The organism is Acidimicrobiales bacterium (assembly GCA_034521975.1).
Lineage (GTDB): Bacteria > Actinomycetota > Acidimicrobiia > Acidimicrobiales > SKKL01 > SKKL01.
In genome coordinates, this window is record JAXHLR010000010.1 from 71,822 (window position 1) to 91,354 (window position 19,533).

Sequence of the window (19,533 nt, forward strand, 5' to 3'; positions counted from 1 at the left end):
TGGTTGCGCCTTGGACGATCAGGTCCCAGACGGGGGAGTCGATCGGTAGAGCGCGCCCAGCGCCTCGGCCAGGACCGCCACCGCCACCTCGGGCGGGCTGTTGGCGCCGATGTCGAGCCCGGCGGGGCCGTGGACCCGGTCGAGGTCGGTCACGCCCCGGTAGGCGAGCCAGTCGGCCCGGGCCTGTTGCATCCTCCGCGAGCCGAGGGCGCCGATGTATCCGGCGTCGGTGTCGAGCGCCGCGTCCAGCGCGGCACCGGCGACCTCGAGGTCGTGGTGGGCGACGACCACGCAGTCGCCCGCCGAGAGACCGGCGATCAGCCCGGTCGCGGTCGAGGCGTCGGCCGCGACCGCGGTCTGCCAGCCGAGCAGGGCACCCGCTGCCACCAGCGCCTCGACCATCGGCCCACCACCGACGAGGACGAGCTTGGTGGTCGGGGCCAGCACCGTCACCAGCGTGTCGCCGTCGACGCTCACGCTGGCCGCACCGGAACGGAACCGCTCGGCCACCTGGTCGTCGGCGTCGTCGATCGTGGCTCCGGTGTAGAGCGTGGTGGAGGTGATCCGGTCGCCGTCGAGTCGGCTGACCAGACATGCCGGCTGACGGTCGATGAGCACCTGCCACAGCTCGTCGGGTAGCTCCGAGGCTGGTGTCAGTACGCAACGGGCCCGGCCTCCGGCAGGAAGCCCGGCGACCGCGGCGTCGATCGCGCTCACATCCAGGTCGTGCAGGCGGCCGGTGCTGGGCTGGAGTCCGGCGAGCTCGGCCAGCTGGCTGTCGAGCGCACCGTCGAGCAGGGAGCCGATGCGGCCGCCGCCCGGTGTCAGGGCCAAGGCGCCGGTGGGATCGACGGCCCCCAGCTGCTCGGTGTCGACGATCCAGGCCACATCGACGCGGGTGTCGGCCCGCCGGCAGGCCGCCACGCTCAGCGCGATGTCGTACACGTGCCCGAGCCTATCGAGCCTGCCTTCGTCTTGATCGGTGGGCGAGAATGAACGAATGCAGGTCCACCTGATCGACGGCACCTACGAGCTGTTCCGTCACTTCTACGCCGTGCCATCGCACGTCACCGGCGACGGCCGTGAGGTGGGTGCGGTCCGGGCGGTGGTCGGTTCGATGCTCATGCTGCTCGAGGACGGCGCCACCCACGTGGCCGTCGCCACGGACAAGGTCATCGAGTCGTTCCGCAACGACCTGTGGCCCACCTACAAGGACGGCTCCGGTGTCGACCCGGTACTGCTGTCGCAGTTCCGACTGCTCGAGGACACCCTCACCTCCGCCGGGTTCGCGGTGTACGCCATGGTCGACCACGAAGCCGACGACGCCCTCGCCTCCCTGGCGAAGACCGCTGCGGCAGACCCCCAGGTCGACCGGGTCCTCGTCGCCACTCCCGACAAGGACCTGGCCCAGTGCGTGGTCGACGACCGTATCGTCCAGTACGACCGCCGCAAGGGCACCATCAGTGGGGTGGCCGAGGTGATCGACAAGTTCGGCGTGCCTCCCGAGTCGATCCCCGACTGGCTCGCCCTGGTCGGCGACACCGCCGACGGCTTCCCCGGCGTGCCGGGGTGGGGCGCCAAGTCGGCGGCCACGGTGCTGGCCCGGTGGGGCCACGTCGAGGCCATCCCGGACGACCCCGCCGAGTGGGACGTCACGGTTCGGGGCGCCGCCCGGCTGGCCACCACCCTCGCCGAGCACCGCGAGAACGCCCTGCTGTTCCGGCGCCTCGCCACCCTCGTCGACGACCTCGATCTCGTCGGCTCGGTCGACGAGCTGCGATGGGCCGGTCCACGCTCCGGGTTCGCCGAGGTGGCCGCCGCGCTCGATGCGCCTGGCTTGGCCGAACGGGCCGAGCAGCTGGCCGAACGTAGGGATTGACCGTGGCCACTCCCTCCGCCACGGTCACCGTCGACGGCCACGAGGTACGGGTCTCGAACCCCGACAAGGTGTTCTTTGCCGCCGCCGGCGTCACCAAGATGGACCTGGTCGAAGTACTACCTGGACCGTCGGGGCGGGGGCGCTCCGGGGCGTCAAGGCCCGTCCCACGGTGCTCAAGCGCTACCCGGACGGGCAGGGCACCGAACCGTTCTTCCAGAAGCGGGTGCCCGACTCGCGCCCCGACTGGCTCTCGACCGCGACCGTCGCCTTCCCCAGTGGCCGTACCGCCACCGAGCTGTGCCCCACCGACGTCGCCCACATCCTCTGGGCGGTGAACCTCGGCTGCCTCGACCTCAACCCGTGGGCCGTGCGCCGGTGGGATCTCGACCACCCCGACGAACTGCGCATCGACCTCGACCCCCAACCCGAGGTTCCCTTCTCGGCGGTGCGAGACGTGGCGCTGCTCGTGCGCGACGTCCTCGCCGAGCACGACCTGGTCGGCTTCGCCAAGACGTCGGGCTCGCGGGGCATCCACATCAACGTCCGTGTCGGCGCGAGGTGGGACTTCCTCGAGGTCCGGAGGGCCTGCCTCGGCCTACTCGGCGCGCGACACCCCCAACGCCCAGGTGTCGTGCCCCGTCGCCTGGGACGAGGAGGGCGGCCTGGGCGACGCGCCCTGGCCTCCGAACTTCGCCAAGCAGCCCACCGAGCCTCGCCGGGTGCAACCGAGCCGCCGCAAACAGGACTGACGGCCTCCCACCGGCTGGTGCCACACCTCGGGGCGCGGACTCGTCGCGACGATCAGCTGATGGCCGAACCCAGCAGGCCCGGCCTGAGCATGCTGTCCTCGACCGCCATCGCCGGGCCCGGGCGCGCGAGATGGAACCCTTGGGCGCGATCGCAACCCAGAGACGCCAGCTGGTCGAGCTGGCGCTGGGTCTCGACCCCTTCGCCGGTCACGGTCATGTCGAGGGCATGGCCGATGTCGATGATCGCCTTGACGATCGCCGGCTCGATGCCGCCCCGATCCAGCGCGTGCACGAACGTGCGGTCGATCTTCACGAAGTCGAGCGGGAACAGTCGCAGATGCGACAGTGACGAGTAGCCCGTCCCGAAGTCGTCCAGCCCGACCTTCACGCCCTGGTCGCGAAGTGCCGACAGGCCAGACAGCGCCGAGTTCGACGACTCCAGCACCACCCGCTCGGTGACCTCGATCTGCAGCGCACTGGTCGGCAGTCCCGATGCGGCGAGCTGTTCGAGCACGGACTCGGCGAATCCCGTGTCGGACAGGTGCCGAGACGTGAGGTTCACTGCCACTCCCTCGAACTCGCGACCTTCGAAGTCGACGCACCATCTGGCGGCCTGGCCGATCGCCTCGGCCAACACCCACCCGTCCAGTGGGACCAACAGACCCGCTTGCTCGGCGACATCGATGAACGCCTCTGCGTCGATGAGCGTGGAGCGCTCGGCATCCCAGATCCGGATCAGCGCCTCGGCCGCGACGGGCGCGCCGGTCTGCAGGTCGATGATCGGCTGGTAGACCACGCGCTGGCGGTCCTCGTCGATGGCATGGCGGAGCATGCGCTCGATCCCGAGTCGACCGACCGCACGGGTGCGCAGGGCGTCGTCGAACTGGTCGCAGCGATCCCGCCCGTGGCCTTTGGCCCGGTACAGCGCCAAGTCGGCTTCCTCGAGCAACGCCTCTGCCCCGTGCCGGGCGTCGGCGGTCGCCGAGGTGCCAACGCTGATCGTGCACTGGATCCCCTCGTTGCCAATGGTGAACGGTGCACGTCCGGCGGCGACGATCCGCTCGCCGAGGGCGGCGACCTCATCGGGCGAGGACAGGTTCTCGACAACGATCGCGAACTCGTCGCCACCGAGTCGGGCCAAGGTGTCGTGCGGCCGCAGCAGGCTCCGGAGCCGTTCGGCGGTCTGGAGCAGCACGGCGTCGCCGACCAGGTGGCCGACCGTGTCGTTGATCGCCTTGAACTGATCGAGATCCACGAAGAAGACCGCGACCACACCCACGCGGCGTTCGAGCTGGCTCAAGGCATGCTCGAGGCGATCCATGAAGACGGTCCGGTTGGCGGTGCCGGTGAGCGGATCGGTCGTGGCGAGCCGGCGAAGCTCGAGCTCGGTCTGGTGACGGTCGCTGATGTCACGGATGGTCGAGACCACCAGTGGCTCACCGTTGTCGAGGACAGCCCTCGACACGACCTCGGTCCAGAGGTAGGTCCCGTTGGCGCATCGGAATCGCCACACCGAGGTCACCGAGTCGGTCGGCCCGAACAGCACCTGGCGGTGAGCGTTGCCCACCACGGCCGTGTCGTCGGGATGCACCAGAAGGGCTTGTGGTGATCCCACGATCTCAGCCGGTTCCCATCCGAACAGCCGCCGGCTCGCGGCGGAGGCGAACCTCACGGTCGCATCCGCCGCTGTGACCACGTGCAGGTCGCGAGCGCCGTCTGCCACGAGACGGTGGAACGCGTGCTCGGTGGTCGTCTCCGGGGGCGTCGACGTCACGGCGTTGCTCCTCTGCACCGGTGAGGCGCCACCAGGGTCTGGAGCAACGCGAGCTTGGTTTCGCGAGAGGCTAGCCGACTCGCAGTCGATGCACAGGTGTACGGTAGGGAGTGACACGCCAGCCCTGAGGTGTCGGGCCAGCGGACCGTTGGCCCGGAAGCGGTGCTCCAGACCCTGGTAGCGCGACCTGCTCGCCGAACCAGGAAGGTCTCATGGCTCACATCGACTCGGGTCCCGCTGCCACCAGCAACGGGTGTCGCGACCTCCTCAGGCCCATCGGGGCCGTGTTCCCCACCTCTGTCCCGGACCCAGGGCCGTGAGCAGCGGTGGAGAGCGGCGCCTCCGGATCCTGGGGCGCCTCGCGGAGGGCGACCCCGACGACGGCGCGAGCCAGCGGCTGTGCCGGGTGTGTGCCGAGGCCACGGTGATGACCGGCGCCGGGATCATGCTGATGTCGGGCGATGTTCCTCGAGGGTCGGTGTGTACCACCGATGGTGTCAGCCACCTCATCGAGCAGTTGCAGTACGACCTGGGCGAGGGACCGTGCGTCGACGCCTACCAGCTCGATCTGCCGGTGCTCGAGCCCGATCTGGCCGATCCCGTGACACCACGTTGGCTGGCCTTCACGCCACCGGCGACAGCTGCGGGAGCCCGTGCCGTGTTCGGCTTCCCGCTACGGGTCGGTGCCGTTCGTCTGGGTGCGCTCAATCTCTACTGCGACCGGTCCGGCCCGCTGACCGACGAGCAACACGCCGACGCGCTGGTCATGGCGGAGGTCGCTGCCCAGTCGGTGCTGCTCCTGCAGGCGAAGGCACCGGAGGGGATGGTGGCGGCCGAGCTCGAAGCCGGAGCCGACTTCCAGTACGTGGTGCACCAGGCCGCCGGCATGGTTGCCGCTCAGCTCGACACCTCGGTCGCCGACGCCCACATCCGACTTCGGGCGCACGCCTTCGGCGCCGATCGTCATGTCGACGATGTGGGACGGGACGTCGTCGCCCGCATGTTGCGCTTCGACCCGGCCAGCGGCGAGGCGAAGCCCACGCCATGAGGTCTCCGCTAATATTGCCACCAGTATCTGGTTCCTGTCCGATCGCCACCGGCGTTCGGGACGACCGCGGCCGATGCCGACGACTGGAGCTCACATGACCAGAGAAGCGGCGCTTGCATCGACCTTGGTCGAACTGGCCGACTCACTCGTCGCCGATTTCGATGTTGTCGAGCTCCTCACCCTCTTGACCGGTCGTTGTGTCGAGGTGCTCGACATCGGTGCGGCGGGGATCATGCTGGCTGCCCCCGACGGAGGCTTGCGGTCCATGGCGTCCTCCAGCGACGCCATGAGGGTGCTCGAGCTCTTCGAGATCCAAGCCCAGGAAGGGCCGTGCCTCGACTGCTTCCACTCCGGCGTGCCGGTGGAGAACCCCGACCTGGCCGAATCGACTGGTGGATGGCCCCGCTTCTCGGCCGAGACCCTGGCGGCGGGGTTCCGGTCGGTGCAGGCGTTGCCCATGCGCCTGCGCGGCAGCGTGATCGGAGCGCTCAACCTGTTCAACGTCGAGCCGGGACCGATGACCATCGCTGATGTCTCGGCGGCCCAGGCGTTCGCCGACGTGGCCACCATCGCCATCCTCCAGCACCGGTCCGCGCTCGAAGCCCAGGTGCTGAACGATCAGTTGAACCATGCGCTGAACAGTCGCATCGCCATCGAGCAGGCCAAGGGCATGATCGCCGAGCGCGAGGACCTCGACCTGCAGCAGGCGTTCGCCCGGCTGCGCAACCACGCCCGGAACCACAACCTGCGCCTGGTCGACGTGGCCACAGACGTGGTCAGCGGTGCCCTGCGGGGCTCCGAGCTCGATCGACCACCTGCTGGCGCGGCCGACTGAATCGGGAGGCCGCGCACGCGCGAGCCGGTCGTCACCCCACCACCCGAGGCTCTCCTGATTCGCTGATCTGTGGGGGCGAGCGATCAGCCGCCGTCGGGCGTGATCGTGCGGATGTGGTGGCCGTGACGCGTGCGGCCGGTCAGGCGCCGAAGACCTCGTGGAGCTCGGAGGGCACGGGGACCTCGAGCTGGTCGTAGGTGCAGCTTGTGGGGTCGCGGTCGTCGCGCCAGCGGAGGAGGTGGGTGGAGTGGCGGAACCGTCCGCCCTGGAGCTGGTCGTAGGCCACCTCGGCCACCAGCTCGGGCTCGAGCGGCACGAACGTCTTGTCCTTGGCCGCGTTCCAACGGTTCTCCGCCCCCGGCCGACGCTGGCCGCCCTCGCCGGTGGCGGCCTCGCCGACCCACGGGTGATCGACCGGATCATGGTCGACGTAGGGGGCGAGCCTGGCCGCCAGCTCGGGGCGCTCCTTTGCCTTGAACGCCGACGCCCCGCCCACGAACTGCAGGGTGCCGGTGTCGTCGTAGAGGCCGAGCAGCAACGACCCGACACCGTCGCCGCTCTTGTGCACGCGGTAGGCGGCGACCACGCACTCGGCGGTGCGCTTGTGCTTGATCTTGAACTGGGTCCGCTTGCCCTCGACGTAGGGATCGCCGACCGGTTTGGCGATCACCCCGTCGAGCCCCGCTCCTTCGAACCGGTCGAACCAGTCCTCGGCGGTGCCTCGATCGGTGGTGCCGGGGGTGAGGTGGATCGGCGGGGTCGCGTCGCCCAACGCCTCGGCGAGCGCCAGGTGTCGCTCACCGAAGGGCCGTCGGCGCCAGTCCTCGTCGTCGAGCGCGAGCAGGTCGAAGCCCACGAACGACGCCGGGGTCTCGGTGGCCAGCCGCTGGACACGCGAGTCGGCGGGGTGGATCCGCTGGAGCAACGCCTCGAAGTCGAGCCCGTCGCCCCCAGGAACGACGATCTCGCCATCGATCACGCACCGATCGGGGAGGGCGGCCCGCAGCGGGTCGAGGAGCTCGGGGAAGTAGCGGGTGAGTGGCCGCTCGTTGCGACTGCCGAGCTCGACCTCGTCGCCGTCGCGGAACACGATGCAGCGGAACCCGTCCCACTTGGGTTCGAACCACAGGTCGTCGCGGTTGGGGATGGCCACGATCGCCTTGGCCAGCATCGGCGACACCGGAGGCATGACGGGCAGTTCCACGATCCCAGGCTAGAAGCCGGCCCGATCGCTAGCGTTGGGGAATGGTCAGCACGCGCACCGAGCACATCACCGCCCGCGACGGCGACCAGTTCGACGGTCACGTCGCCCTCCCCGCGTCGGGGTCCGGTCCCGGCATCCTGCTCATCCAAGAGGTCGGTGGGGTCAACGGCTACATCCGGGCGGTGGCCGAACGCCTCGCCGAGCTGGGCTATGTGGTGCTGGCGCCCGACGCCTTCTGGCGGGTGCAGCCGAACTTCACCGTCGAGGCCTTCACCGAGGCCAACCTCGCCACGTGCATGGAGGTGGCGGGTCAGTTCGACCAGGAGCAGGGACTCGCCGACTTCGGCTCCGCGCTGGAGCACCTCCGCGAGCTCCCCGAGGTCATCGGCGGGGTCGGCGTGCTCGGGTTCTGCTTCGGTGGTACCCAAGCGTTCCTGATGGCGGCCGAGTACGACCTCGACGTCGCCGTGTCCTACTACGGCAGCGGCGTCGCGGCGTCGATCGACCGGGCGGAGGACATCTCGTGCCCGCTGCTGTTCCACTTCGGTGGCAACGACCCGTTCCTCCCGGCCGACGACATCGAGACCATCCGATCCGCCACGGCGTCGATGCCCAACGTCGAGATGCTGGTGCAACCCGACGCCGGTCACGCCTTCGACAACCACCTGTCGGAGAACTTCTGGAACCCCGACGCCGCCGCCCAGGCCTGGACCCGGACCGCGGGGTTCCTCGCCGAGCACCTTCCACCGGTGCGCTGACGCCGCTGCCGTGACATCTCACTACCGGCTTTCTGGGCCGATCGGTACTCGGGGTAGCCTGCTGGCATGGCCGAGATTCCCCTCAGCGAACGCATCGAGCAGCTGCGCAAGCACAAGGAAGACGCCCGCAACGCCGGTTCGGAACGAGCGGTCGAACGCCAGCGCGAGAAGGGCAAGATGCTCGCTCGCGAGCGCATCGAGTACTTCCTCGACGAGGGGTCGTTCCACGAGCTCGACATGCTCGCCCGTCACCGGGCGCACACCAGTGGGCTCGAGGAGCGCCCCTACACCGACGGGGTGATCACCGGGTGGGGAACGGTCGACGGCCGCAAGGTGTTCGTGTTCTCCCAGGACTTCACCGTGTTCGGCGGCGCGCTGGGTGAGGTCTTCGCCGAGAAGATCCACAAGATGATGGACATGGCGGTGTCGGTCGGTGCGCCGGTCGTCGGGCTCAACGACGGTGCCGGCGCGCGCATCCAGGAGGGCGTGGTCTCCCTCGACAGCTACGGCGGTATCTTCTGGCGCAACGTGCAGGCGTCGGGGGTGGTGCCCCAGATCTCGGTCGTGCTCGGCCCGTGTGCCGGTGGCGCCGTGTACAGCCCCGCCATGACCGACTTCATCTTCATGGTCCGCGAGTCGTCGCACATGTTCATCACCGGGCCCGACGTGGTGAAGACGGTGACCGGCGAGGAGGTCACCCTCGAGGAGCTGGGCGGCGCCCAGAGCCACGCCTCCAAGTCCGGTGTCGCCACCTTCGTCGCCGACAGCGAGAAGGAGTGCCTGGACGAGGTGCGGTTCCTGTTGAGCTACCTGCCGTCCAACAACCTCGAAGAGCCCCCGGCCTTCGAGCCGACCGACGACGCCGACCGTCTCTGCGACGATCTGGTCGACCTCATGCCGGCCAGCCCCAACCTGCCCTATGACATGACGTCGGTCATCAAGTCGGTCGTCGACGACGGCGAGTTCTTCGAGTACTTCCCCCACTGGGCCCGCAGCATCGTCTGCGGCTTCACTCGCCTCGACGGCCGCCCGGTGGGCGTCGTCGGCAATCAGCCCATGGTCCTCGCCGGGGTGCTCGACATCGAATCGGCCGAGAAGGCCGCCCGCTTCGTCCGCACCTGCGATGCGTTCAACATCCCCATCCTCACCTTCGTCGACGTCCCCGGGTTCCTGCCCGGTGTCGACCAGGAGTACGGCGGCATCATCCGTCACGGTGCCAAGCTGCTCTACGCCTACTGCGAGGCCACCGTCCCGATGATCCAGGTCGTCACCCGCAAGGCCTACGGTGGCGCCTACGTGGTCATGAGCTCCAAGTCGATCGGTGCCGACCTGGCCTTCGCCTGGCCGTCAGCCGAGCTGGCGGTGATGGGACCCCAGGGCGCGGTCGAGATCGTCTACCGGCGCGAGCTGCAGACCGCCGCCGACCCCGAGGCGCGCCGGGCCGAACTGGTCGACGAGTACGTCGAGCGCTACGCCAACCCGTACGTGGCCGCCGAACGCGGCTACGTCGACGACGTGATCGAACCGGCCGAGACTCGCAGCAAGCTCATCGCCGGGTTCGAGATGTTGCGCTCCAAGCGCGAGGAGCTTCCCAAGCGCAAGCACGGGAACGTCCCGCTGTGAGTCCCGACATCGTCGTCACCCGCGGGCCCGCTCCCGACTCCGAAGAGCTGGCGGCCATCGTGGCCGCGGTCGAGGTCGCCACCGCCCAGCCGGCGCCCGCTTCCGCTCCGCCCCCTGCCCCACCGCGCTGGCGGTTCTCGGGGCGCTGGTGGTCCAAGCCGATCCCCTCGCGCCGCGACCGCCCGTCTGCCTTCTAGTCGGGCCATCCTGGACCGCATGGATCTGACCACGGTCGCCGACGACGAAGCGGTGTTCCACGACGCCACGACGGTCCACGTCCACGCCGGGCTCGCCCCCGACACCGATCACGAGCTACGCGGCGTGTCGTTCCGGACCCTCCCCAGGCCCGGCGAGCTGCTGTGCCGGTTCGCCACCGTCAACGACGTGCACTTCGGCGAGACCGAGGCCGGTGTCATCGCCGGTGTCGAGACCGCGGTTTTCACCGGTCCCGACGGCGCCCCGCCCTACCCCGAGACGATGAACCGCGCCGCGGTCGCCGAGATCGAGGCGATCGACCCGAAGGTCGTGCTGGTGAAGGGCGATCTCACCGACGAGGGCACCCGAGACGAGTACGGCGAGTTCCTCGAGTGCTACGGCGACACCTTCGGCGATCGGCTCGTGCACATCCGGGGGAACCACGACGCCTACCTCGGCCAGGACTTCATGCCCGAAGGACCGTTCCGGGTCGATCTCCCCGGTGTCCGGTTGCTGATGATCGACACCACCCGGCCCCACCACGCCGGCGGCTCCATCGACCCCGCACACCTCGAGTGGCTCGACGACAACGCTGCGGGCAGCGAGGTGCCGGTGCTGGTGTTCGGGCACCATCACCCCTGGTCGCCCGACTCCGCCCAGCGTCCCCACGACTACTTCGGGATCGACCCCGACTCGTCCGAGGCGCTGGTCGAGGTCGTCGCCCACCGCCCCGAGATCGCGGGCTACTTCGCCGGCCACACCCACCGCAACCGGGTGCGCCAGTTCTCGGCCACCGGCGACCTCCCGTGGGTCGAGGTGGCCTGTGTGAAGGACTTCCCCGGGTCGTGGGCCGAGTACCGGGTGTTCGAGGGCGGGGTGCTCCAGGTGCACCGCCGGATCTCGGCACCGGAGGCGCTGGAGTGGTCCGAGACCTGTCGGGGCCTCTACGAGGGGTTGATCGACTACCCGTCCTACGCGCTCGGCGAGCTGTCCGACCGCTGCTTCGCGATCTGGCCCCGCGCGTGAGCGGCGACGGCCGGGGACCTCTCGCCGACCTGCGGGTCATCGACCTGGCCACGGTGATCGCCGGTCCCGGCTGTGCCCGCTACCTGGCCGACTTCGGGGCCGACGTGATCAAGGTCGAGCGACCCGACGGTGGCGACACCACCCGCTCGATGGGTTGGCGTGATCCCGCCGACGACGTCGCCTTCTGGTGGAAGCTGTGCGGGCGGGGCAAGCGCAGCGTGGTGCTCGACCTCAAGTCGGACTCGGGCCGCGAGGCCCTCCACGCCCTGATCGACAGCGCCGACGTGCTCATCGAGAACTTCCGGCCCGGCAAGCTCGAGGCTCTCGGGTTCGATCCCGACGAGCTGATCTCGCGCAACCCGAAGCTGGTCGTCACCCGGGTGTCGGGGTTCGGCCAGGACGGGCCGTACGCGCAGCGCCCCGGGTTCGCCACCCTCGCCGAGGCCATGTCGGGGTTCGCCGCCATCAACGGCGAGCCCGACGGTGGCCCGCTCCTCCCCCCGATCGCCCTCACCGACGAGGTCGCCGCACTGGTCGCCGCCTTCGCCACCATGGTCGCGGTGCACTCGGGGCAGGGACAGGTGGTCGACGTGAACCTGCTCGAGAGCATGTTCTCGCTCATGGGCCCGCTGTTCTCGGTCTATGCCACCACCGGCGAGCTGCCCGTCCGCCTCGGCTCGGGCATCCCCTACACGGTCCCCCGCAGCACCTATCGCACCGCGGACGGCAAGTGGGTGGCCATCAGCACCTCGGCGGAGTCGGTGGCCCGCCGGGTGATGAAGCTGGTCGGCGCCGGAGACGACCCGCGCTTCGACACCTTCGAGGGCCGGGTCGCCCATCGCGACGAGGTGGACGAGGTGGTCGGCGCCTGGATCGCCGACCGATCCCTCGACGAAATCCTCACCGCCTTCGAGGGCGCAGAAGCCGCGGCGGCACCCGTCTACACGATGGCCGACATCGCCGCCGATCCCCACTACCGGGCACGTCGCACCTTCACCGAGGTCGGCGGTGTCCCCATGCAGGGTCTGATCGCCCGCCTCTCGGCCACGCCGGGCCATCTCGACCGACCGGCACGGGACCTCGGGGCCGACACCGACGACGTGTTGGGCGAGCTCGAGCAGTAGCCTTTTCGCGATGAGCCCCGTCGAGGCCGCCAACACCGTGTCGCCCGGCGATCGTGATCTGCTCGACTCGAGCAACCGGCGGGGCTGCACTCCGCACGACCTGGTCCGACGGCGGCGTCTCGCTGCGCGACATGGCCGTCACCGCCCGGGCGCTCGGTCGCGAGTATCTGGTCGTCACCGATCACTCGCCCCGGCTCACCATCGCCGCGTGCGACACCTACTCGACTGCGGTGGAGATCAACTGCCGGCCCGACCGCCCGACCGTGGTGAGGGAGTCGGTCGTTAGTCGCGCTGGGCGGCGAAGGTGTCCTTCTGGCGACCCTTCCACCAGTGCGACGCCGACCGCGCCATCCGGAACCGCTCGGGCTTGTCGTCGTCGGTGAGGACCCGGGTCTCGAGCCACAGCCGCTTGAGATGCCGGACCCGACCCTCGTCCGGCGCGTCGGAGTAGCGCTCACGACCGTGCACGACGTGGTAATTGTCGATGAACTGCATGTCGCCTCGCTGCAGTTGCATGGCCGCGGTGCGGTGGCCGTCGGCACACAGGGCTTCGAACCGGTTCATCGCCTCGATCGCCCGGTTCGAGAGTCGCGGCGCGTCGGGATGGCGCTGTGAGGAATCGATGAAAGGGCGGATGTAGCGCACGAACAACCGGTCGCCCCAGCGCTGGAACACCGGAACCATGTACCAGGCCTTCCCTCCCTCGCGTTGTTCGCCGCGGTAGTCGTACGGCAGGGGCTGGTACAGCTCTACCGCAAGCTCCGGGGCTTCCCGCACCATCTCGTTGTGGGCCGCGACGGCGTTGGCGACGAGGCTACGCCCGCCCTCGTTGCCGGGATCGAGGCAGAACAGGCCGACCAGATCGGAGCCGTCGGAGTGGAAGGGCAGCCCGACCCCGCCGACCTCGTAGCCGCGACTGTTCGGATCGTTGGGGTCCTTCCCCTGGTCGGTGACATCGCCGAGGAGGTGACCGCGCGCGTTCTGGGGCCACGGCTCGCCCAGGTGGGTGCCGACGCCCCAGTAGGCGATCTCGTTCTGTTCGCGGGTGAAGCGCTCGACCGGCCAGCCCCTGAACAGCACCACACCCCGCCCGTTGATCAGCTCGTCGGCACAGGCCGCCAGCCGAGGGCCGAGCGTGGGTAGCGGGAAGTCCGAGATGGCGACGTCGAGGACGTCGTCACACGCTCGAGAGGCGTGGTCGACCGCTGCTTCCAGCTCGGCGAGTTCATCGTCGGTCCATGGCCGGACGTAGCGTTCGCCCAGTTCGTCGGTGGCCCACTCGCAGTGCGTCTCGAGCGGGACCGGATCCTCGACTGCAGGTGTGGTCGACATGTCGTTCCCCCCTTGGTACCGCCTCCGACGCTAGTGGGGATCGCGGGCCGTCGCTGCGGCGAGCAGGCCGGTGGGGTCGACGGATCGTTGGCGTCGGGCTTGGTCACAGCGCCCCTGCGTCACCGTAAGCTGCCACGGCGATGCTGCGGACCACCCTCACGAACCTGCGCGCCCGCAAGCTCCGTGTGCTGGCCACCAGCCTCGCGGTGTTGCTCGGTGTGGCGTTCATGGCGGGAACCATGGTGTTGAGCGACACGATGGGTCGCAGCTTCGACGAGTTGGTCGAGGAGGTCTACGCCGACACGAGCGCAGTGGTCAGGGGTGAGCGAGCCTTCGACAGCCCCGATCCCTTCGGTGCGCCGTCTCGTCCCCTGGTCGACGAGTCGCTGGTCGACGAGGTGGCAGCAGTCGACGGTGTGGTCGCGACCTTCGGGCTGGTCGAGGGCTACGCCCAGATCGTCGGAGCGGACGGCCGACCGCTCGGCGATCCGGGGATGGCGGCACCGACCTTCGGTGTGGCCTGGCCCGAGAACGCCCTGTTCAACCCGCTGACCGTGATCGACGGGCGCGGGCCCCGGTCGGGCGATGAGGCGGTCATCGACAAGGGCAGCGCCGACGCCGGAGACCTGTCGGTCGGCGACACCACGATCGTGCTCACCGCGGCCGGCCCTTCACCCATCACCATCGTGGGTGTCGCCAGGTGGGGAGACGCCGACAGTCCCCTCGGTGCGTCGATCACCGCCTTCACCCCGGCCTACGCCCAGGAGCTCCTGGCCTCGCCGGGACGGGTGAACCAGGTGCAGGTCGTCGCCGCGGCGGGCATCTCCGAGGAGGAGCTCCGGGACCGGGTCGCGAGGATCGTCCCCGACGACCTGGAGGTCGTGACCGGTGCCGAGATCGTCGCCGAGGAGCAGGGCGAGATCCGCGAGCTGATCTCGTTCTTCGGCACCTTCATGCTCACCTTCGCCATCGTCGCCCTGTTCGTCGGCTCCTTCATCATCTACAACACCTTTTCGATCCTGGTGGCCCAGCGGAACCGCGAGATGGCGCTCCTTCGGGCCCTCGGGGCGTCCCGGCATCAGGTGCTCGGCGCCCTGTTGCTCGAAGCAGCGGTGGTGGGTGCCATCGCGTCGGTGCTGGGGCTGGTCGCCGGCATCGGTGTCGCCGGTCTGCTCCAGGCACTGCTCGCGGGGCTCGGCATGGAGGTTCCCGCCGGGGGTGTCGTGGTCACCGGAGGAACCGTCGCCGCGGCGGTCTTCGCCGGTCTGGTGGTGAGCGTGGCCGCCGCCATCATCCCTGCCCGCCGGGCGTCGCGGATCCCGCCCGTCGCGGCGATGACCGACGTCGGTGCCAGCAGGGGCACCAGGGTCCGGTTGCGGACGGTCGTCGGATCGGGTGGGGTGGCTGCCGGCGTCGGGCTCGTCTCTCTCGGGCTCTTCGTGCTGGACGACAACGAGGCGGTGACGGTCGGGCTCGGCGCGGCAGCACTCTTCGTCGGGGTCGCCGTGCTGGGGCCGCTGATCGTGGGTCCCGCGGCCCGGGTGCTCGCAGCCCCGCTGGCCCGCTTCACAGGGGTGACGGGGAGGCTCGCCCGCGAGAACGCACTCCGCAGTCCGAAGCGAACGGCCTCGACGGCGTCGGCGCTGATGGTCGGCGTGGCCCTGGTGGGGTTCATCACCATCTTCGCCTCCTCGGCCCGGGCGTCGCTCGACGACATGATCGACCGTTCGTTCCGTGGTGACTTCATCATCGACTCCGGCACCCTCGGGGCCGGGGGGTTCGACCCGGGCCTGACCGAGGATCTCCGGTCGCTCGACGAGGTCGCGGCCGCGTCCGGTGCCCGGGTCGCCCCCGCCGAGGTCGACGGGTCCGTCGTGCACCTCCTCGCCGTCGATCCCTTGGTGATCGACGCCGTCTTCGACGTCGGTGTGGTGGCGGGATCGCTCGACGCGCTCGATGCCGAAGGCATCGCGGTGTGGGACGAGAAGGCGGTCGAGGAGGGATGGGAGGTAGGTGACACGCTGACGGTCCGGTTCGCCGAGACGGGTGCGCAGGACTTCCGCATCGCCGTGCTGTTCGACAACCGTGAGTTGGTGGGCACGACCTATGCCATGGGGATCCCCGCCTTCGACGCGAACCTCCTCGTGCAGCTCGACACGTCGATCTTCGTGGCCGCCGCGCCCGGAGTTCCCCCTGCTGAGGCACGTTCGGCCATCGAGGAGCTCACCGACAGGTATCCGACCGCCTCGGTGCTCGACCAGACCGAGTACAAGCAGACCCAGGCGTCGTCGTTCAACCAGCTGCTCGGGCTGGTCTATGTGCTCCTGCTCCTTGCCGTGCTCATCGCCTTGCTGGGCATCGCCAACACCCTGGCCTTGTCGATCCTCGAGCGGACCAGGGAGCTCGGGCTTCTCCGCGCCGTGGGGATGACCCGCGCCCAGGTGCGGGCCACGGTCCGATGGGAGTCGGTCATCATCGCCGTGTTCGGCGCAGTGCTGGGGTTGGTGATCGGTGTGTTCCTCGGGTGGGCGATGGTCACCGCCCTGGCCGGCGAGCGCATCAGCCGCTTCGTGGTCCCGGTCGGACCGATGTTGGCGATCGTGGTGCTCGCGGGGCTGGCCGGGGTGCTCGCCGCCGTCGTCCCGGCCCGTCGTGCGGCGCGCACCGATGTGCTCGCGGCCATCGCCACGGTCTGACCGCTCGACCGCCGCCCTGGCGGCCAGACTGGTGGGTCGTGCGTGTCGGTTGGTCGCTTCTCGTCTGTCTCCTGGCGCTGGGAGCGTGCGCGCCCGGCGAAGAGAGGGTTGGCGCGACGGCCGAGTCGACCACGACCTCGTCCACCGCTCTCGATCCGACCCCGGCGTCTGCCTCGACCCCTGGTCGCTCGTGGGGGATGGCCGCACCCGGGACGGAGGCTGAGCCGGCGTGGACCGTGGGTGACGAGCCCTTGCCCCTGCGGGCCGACGGTTTCGGTCGGATCCTGCCCACCCCGGACGTGCTCGTGGATCGTCGTCTGTCGACCATGAGCGTGTTGCCGCCCCCTCCCACCGAGCAGTTCGAGTCCACGGTCGCGCCGCTCGACGACACCGTCGTCGAGCGCATGGGGGCCACGTGGGAGCCGGGCTGTCCCACACCGCTCGACGAGCTGCGCCACCTCACCGTCAGCTTCTGGGGGTTCGACGGCGGCCACCACACCGGCGAGCTGATCCTGCACCGCGACGTGGTCGACGACGTGGCGTGGGTGTTCGAGCGGCTCCACGCCGAGCGCTTCCCGATCGAGGAGATGCGGATCATCACCACCGCCGACCTCGAGGCTCCCCCCACCGGCGACGGAAACAACACCGCGTCGTTCGTGTGCCGGGAGGTGCGGGGGGCATCATCGTGGTCCGAGCACGCTCGGGGGCTCGCAGTGGACATCAACCCGTTCCACAACCCCTACCAGCGCGGCGAGGTCGTACTTCCCGAGCTGGCCAGCGCCTACCTCGACCGTGGTTGGGACCGGCCGGGGATGATCCAGCCCGGAGACGTGGTCACCGAGTCGTTCGCGGCCATCGGCTGGCACTGGGGTGGCAGCTGGTCGTCGCCCGACCACATGCACTTCTCGGCCACCGGGCGATGACCGGTTTCTGACCGGCGAGCCCGATCCGTGGGGTCGGTAGGATCGCGGCTCATGGAGATCACCGAGGTCACCGAGGTCACCGACGAGCTGGTCGAGGCGTTCGAGCGCCTGGTGCCCCAGCTCTCGTCGTCGAACCCGCCTCCGTCGGAGCGTGAGCTCTCGGCGATCGTCGACTCCGCGGCCAGCCACCTGCTGGTTGCCCGCGACCCCGACGGCCGAGTCGTCGGCAGCCTCACCCTCGTGGTGTTCCTCATCCCCACCGGTCGGCGGGCGTGGATCGAAGACGTCGTGGTCGACGAAACCGCTCGGGGCGCCGGCGTCGGCGCGGCCCTCAACCGCTTCGCGCTCGACCTCGCCCGCGACCTGGGTGCCAGGACGGTCGATCTCACCTCCCGCCCGTCCCGCGAAGCGGCGAACCGCCTCTACCGAGGACTCGGCTTCGTCCCCCGCGACACCAACGTCTACCGGCTGGCGCTGCAGCCCGACGAGTAGCGGCTCGCCGGTCCCGGTCGGGTGGTGCCGGCCGAGCTGGATCAACGCTGGTGGACCGCGACCGGCGTCCAGGTGCTGAACACCAGGTGGGGGACGTCGAGGTGATCGACGACGCGCCCCTTGCGTCGGAGCTCGGGGAGGCAGGATCGACCGGCGTCCCCTGCCATCACCAGGTACTCGGCGAGGGGGAGGTGCAGGGGCCCGGAGTCGATGTCGCCGGCTCGAACCACGGCGTCGACCTCGAGGGTTGGGCGGCAGGGGCTGGTGTCGTCGACCACCACGCTGTGGTAGATCACCCCTTCGAACACCGACAGCGCCCGGATCCTCATCGCCTCACCAGTGCGAGGTCCCGGTGCCGCCCTTGAACGGGCCGACGACCGCCGAGGTGATCCAACCGCCGTAGTAGGAGCCCTCGTTGGCCGTCACGTGCTCGTCGTCGACGGAGCAGTCGAGTTGCTGGGCGTAGAAGGCGAACCAGCCGGCGATGGGAGCGAAGGCGTCGACAGGGGTCGCATAGGTCCACGCCGCGTCCTGTGCCTCGACCCCTCCGGCGCGCACCGTGTAGTAGATGGCCTGGCCCTTCCACTCACAGAAGGTGCGGGTCGTGGTCGGCACCAGGAGGTCGGTGCGGACGTCGTCGGGCGGCAGGTAGAAGGCGGGAGGCTGGCTCGTCTCCAGCACCCGCACCGCTCGGCGCGTGTCGGCGACGGTCTCACCGCCGAGGCCGACCCGGATGTGGGCGTCGGTGGGCTCGATGCGGGGCGGGCGCGGGTAGTCCCAGACCGACTCCTGGCCGGGGCCGGGTTCGATCCGGTCGGGGTTCATGCGCCGGTGTCCGAGAGCTCCTCGACCCGGCCGTCGACGTGGCGGGCGAAGCGTCCCCGGTCGCGCCCATGGGTGGGGGCCTGGTCGTCCCACGGCCAGCCTCCGAACCCGGTGGTCTGGAAGTCGGCCATGGCCTGTTGGATCTCGGCGCGGGTGTTCATCACGAACGGACCGTACTGGGCGACGGGCTCACCGATGGGACGGCCTTGGAGCAGTAGGGCCTCGACCGGTTCGTCGCCGGCGGTGATCTCGACCTCGACGTCGGGCCTCAGCACCACCCCGGTGTCGCTGTCGACGTCGGTGTCGGCGATGCGGGCCGTGTCGCCTTCGAAGAGATAGAGCACCCGGTTGATCTCCGCGTCGAGGGTGGCGGGAACGGACCAGGTGGCGCCCGCGTCGAGTCGGATGTGCCAGATGGCGACGTGGGAGTCGTCGCGGGCCGCCCACGAGCTGGGGGGAGGCAACGCTGCGGCCACCACGCCGAGACGACCGGCGATGACGGTGACCTCGGTGTTGTTGCCCTGGTCGTCGGTGACCTGGGCGCGGGGGATGTCGTGGTCCCACAGCATGGTGAAGTAGGGGTCGACCATCTTGTCGTCGGCCGGCAGGTTCAACCAGATCTGGAACAGCTCGAGGGGGTTGGGCTGGTCGGGATGCACCAGGGGGAACATCTCGCTGTGGACGATGCCGCTGCCGGCGGTGACCCACTGGACGTCGCCCCGTCCGAAGCGGGCGGCGGCGCCGAGCGAGTCGGAGTGGTCGATGAGCCCGTTGCGCACGTAGGTGACGGTCTCGAACCCGCGGTGGGGGTGGCCGGGGAACCCGGGGACCGAGTCGCCGTGATACATCGACCAGCCGTCCTTGCCCGAGAAGTCCATGCCGAGGTCGCGGTCGTCGACGGGAACCGCGGGGGCCATCGACTCGTCGCCCGCCGGGTACTCGTCGTCGTGGTGGGCGCAGAAGAGGAACGGGTCGAGGGTCGGCCAGTGCAGGCCGAGCGGGACGGTCTCCAGAACGGGGCTGGTGCTCATGGTTCCAGGCTAGGGAGGC

General features: G+C 69.9%; 18 protein-coding genes. 11 read left to right on the forward strand and 7 right to left on the reverse strand.

Annotated features, from left to right (window positions below; genetic code table 11):
• Nucleotides 1-18: 18 nt before the first annotated feature.
• On the reverse strand, nt 19-945 hold the full coding sequence (locus tag U5K29_15415; GenBank protein MDZ7679927.1) for an XdhC family protein: 927 nt from the start codon (nt 943-945) through the stop codon (nt 19-21).
• Between the two features lie 55 nt (nt 946-1,000).
• Between U5K29_15415 and U5K29_15420 the strand changes: the two genes are divergently transcribed.
• The gene (locus U5K29_15420) at nt 1,001-1,879 is read left to right on the forward strand and encodes a 5'-3' exonuclease H3TH domain-containing protein (protein ID MDZ7679928.1); all 879 of its coding nucleotides are present in this window, start codon (nt 1,001-1,003) and stop codon (nt 1,877-1,879) included.
• Between the two features lie 801 nt (nt 1,880-2,680).
• Here U5K29_15420 and U5K29_15425 read toward each other — a convergent pair.
• Complete coding sequence (locus tag U5K29_15425; GenBank protein MDZ7679929.1) at nt 2,681-4,402, reverse strand: EAL domain-containing protein; 1,722 nt, start codon at nt 4,400-4,402, stop codon at nt 2,681-2,683.
• Nucleotides 4,403-4,718: 316 nt separating this feature from the next.
• On the opposite strand from U5K29_15425, the gene U5K29_15430 reads away from it, so the two are divergent.
• Both U5K29_15430 and U5K29_15435 read left to right on the forward strand, forming a co-directional pair.
• On the forward strand, nt 4,719-5,450 hold the full coding sequence (locus U5K29_15430; GenBank protein MDZ7679930.1) for a GAF and ANTAR domain-containing protein: 732 nt from the start codon (nt 4,719-4,721) through the stop codon (nt 5,448-5,450).
• Between the two features lie 94 nt (nt 5,451-5,544).
• Complete coding sequence (locus tag U5K29_15435; GenBank protein MDZ7679931.1) at nt 5,545-6,285, forward strand: GAF and ANTAR domain-containing protein; 741 nt, start codon at nt 5,545-5,547, stop codon at nt 6,283-6,285.
• Nucleotides 6,286-6,424: 139 nt separating this feature from the next.
• Here the strand turns inward: U5K29_15435 and U5K29_15440 are convergent, their stop codons facing one another.
• On the reverse strand, nt 6,425-7,489 hold the full coding sequence (locus U5K29_15440) for an ATP-dependent DNA ligase (protein ID MDZ7679932.1): 1,065 nt from the start codon (nt 7,487-7,489) through the stop codon (nt 6,425-6,427).
• Nucleotides 7,490-7,530: 41 nt separating this feature from the next.
• Here U5K29_15440 and U5K29_15445 point away from each other — a divergent pair, with 41 nt between their 5' ends.
• The 5 genes from U5K29_15445 (at nt 7,531) to U5K29_15465 (ending at nt 12,215) form a co-directional block, all read left to right on the forward strand.
• Entirely contained in the window at nt 7,531-8,247 is a 717-nt protein-coding gene (locus U5K29_15445; GenBank protein MDZ7679933.1) for a dienelactone hydrolase family protein, read from the forward strand.
• Between the two features lie 66 nt (nt 8,248-8,313).
• A complete protein-coding gene (locus U5K29_15450) occupies nt 8,314-9,870 on the forward strand; it encodes an acyl-CoA carboxylase subunit beta (GenBank protein ID MDZ7679934.1) in 1,557 nt (518 codons plus the stop codon).
• Entirely contained in the window at nt 9,867-10,067 is a 201-nt protein-coding gene (locus tag U5K29_15455; protein MDZ7679935.1) for an acyl-CoA carboxylase epsilon subunit, read from the forward strand. The genes U5K29_15450 and U5K29_15455 overlap by 4 nt, the downstream gene beginning before the upstream one ends.
• 19 nt (nt 10,068-10,086) lie before the next feature.
• The gene (locus U5K29_15460) at nt 10,087-11,091 is read left to right on the forward strand and encodes a metallophosphoesterase (GenBank protein MDZ7679936.1); all 1,005 of its coding nucleotides are present in this window, start codon (nt 10,087-10,089) and stop codon (nt 11,089-11,091) included.
• A complete protein-coding gene (locus U5K29_15465; GenBank protein ID MDZ7679937.1) occupies nt 11,088-12,215 on the forward strand; it encodes a CoA transferase in 1,128 nt (375 codons plus the stop codon). The genes U5K29_15460 and U5K29_15465 overlap by 4 nt, the downstream gene beginning before the upstream one ends.
• A gap of 282 nt (nt 12,216-12,497) precedes the next feature.
• Here U5K29_15465 and U5K29_15470 read toward each other — a convergent pair whose 3' ends face one another.
• The gene (locus U5K29_15470; protein ID MDZ7679938.1) at nt 12,498-13,547 is read right to left on the reverse strand and encodes a TauD/TfdA family dioxygenase; all 1,050 of its coding nucleotides are present in this window, start codon (nt 13,545-13,547) and stop codon (nt 12,498-12,500) included.
• Between the two features lie 140 nt (nt 13,548-13,687).
• Here U5K29_15470 and U5K29_15475 point away from each other — a divergent pair, with 140 nt between their 5' ends.
• From U5K29_15475 to U5K29_15485, 3 genes are all read left to right on the forward strand, one after another.
• The gene (locus U5K29_15475; protein ID MDZ7679939.1) at nt 13,688-16,243 is read left to right on the forward strand and encodes an FtsX-like permease family protein; all 2,556 of its coding nucleotides are present in this window, start codon (nt 13,688-13,690) and stop codon (nt 16,241-16,243) included.
• 236 nt (nt 16,244-16,479) lie between these two features.
• Nucleotides 16,480-17,166, forward strand: a complete 687-nt coding sequence (locus tag U5K29_15480) for a M15 family metallopeptidase (GenBank protein MDZ7679940.1) — start codon at nt 16,480-16,482, stop codon at nt 17,164-17,166.
• A 27-nt stretch (nt 17,167-17,193) separates the two neighbouring features.
• Complete coding sequence (locus U5K29_15485) at nt 17,194-17,658, forward strand: GNAT family N-acetyltransferase (protein MDZ7679941.1); 465 nt, start codon at nt 17,194-17,196, stop codon at nt 17,656-17,658.
• 41 nt (nt 17,659-17,699) lie between these two features.
• Here the strand turns inward: U5K29_15485 and U5K29_15490 are convergent, their stop codons facing one another.
• From U5K29_15490 to U5K29_15500, 3 genes are read right to left on the reverse strand one after another with little or no spacing between them, the layout of a single operon-like run.
• A complete protein-coding gene (locus U5K29_15490) occupies nt 17,700-17,987 on the reverse strand; it encodes a hypothetical protein (protein MDZ7679942.1) in 288 nt (95 codons plus the stop codon).
• A gap of 4 nt (nt 17,988-17,991) precedes the next feature.
• Nucleotides 17,992-18,483: a DUF427 domain-containing protein gene (locus tag U5K29_15495; protein MDZ7679943.1), complete on the reverse strand. Its 492-nt coding sequence runs from the start codon at nt 18,481-18,483 to the stop codon at nt 17,992-17,994.
• Nucleotides 18,480-19,514, reverse strand: a complete 1,035-nt coding sequence (locus U5K29_15500; GenBank protein ID MDZ7679944.1) for a pirin family protein — start codon at nt 19,512-19,514, stop codon at nt 18,480-18,482. The genes U5K29_15495 and U5K29_15500 overlap by 4 nt, the downstream gene beginning before the upstream one ends.
• Nucleotides 19,515-19,533: the final 19 nt, after the last annotated feature.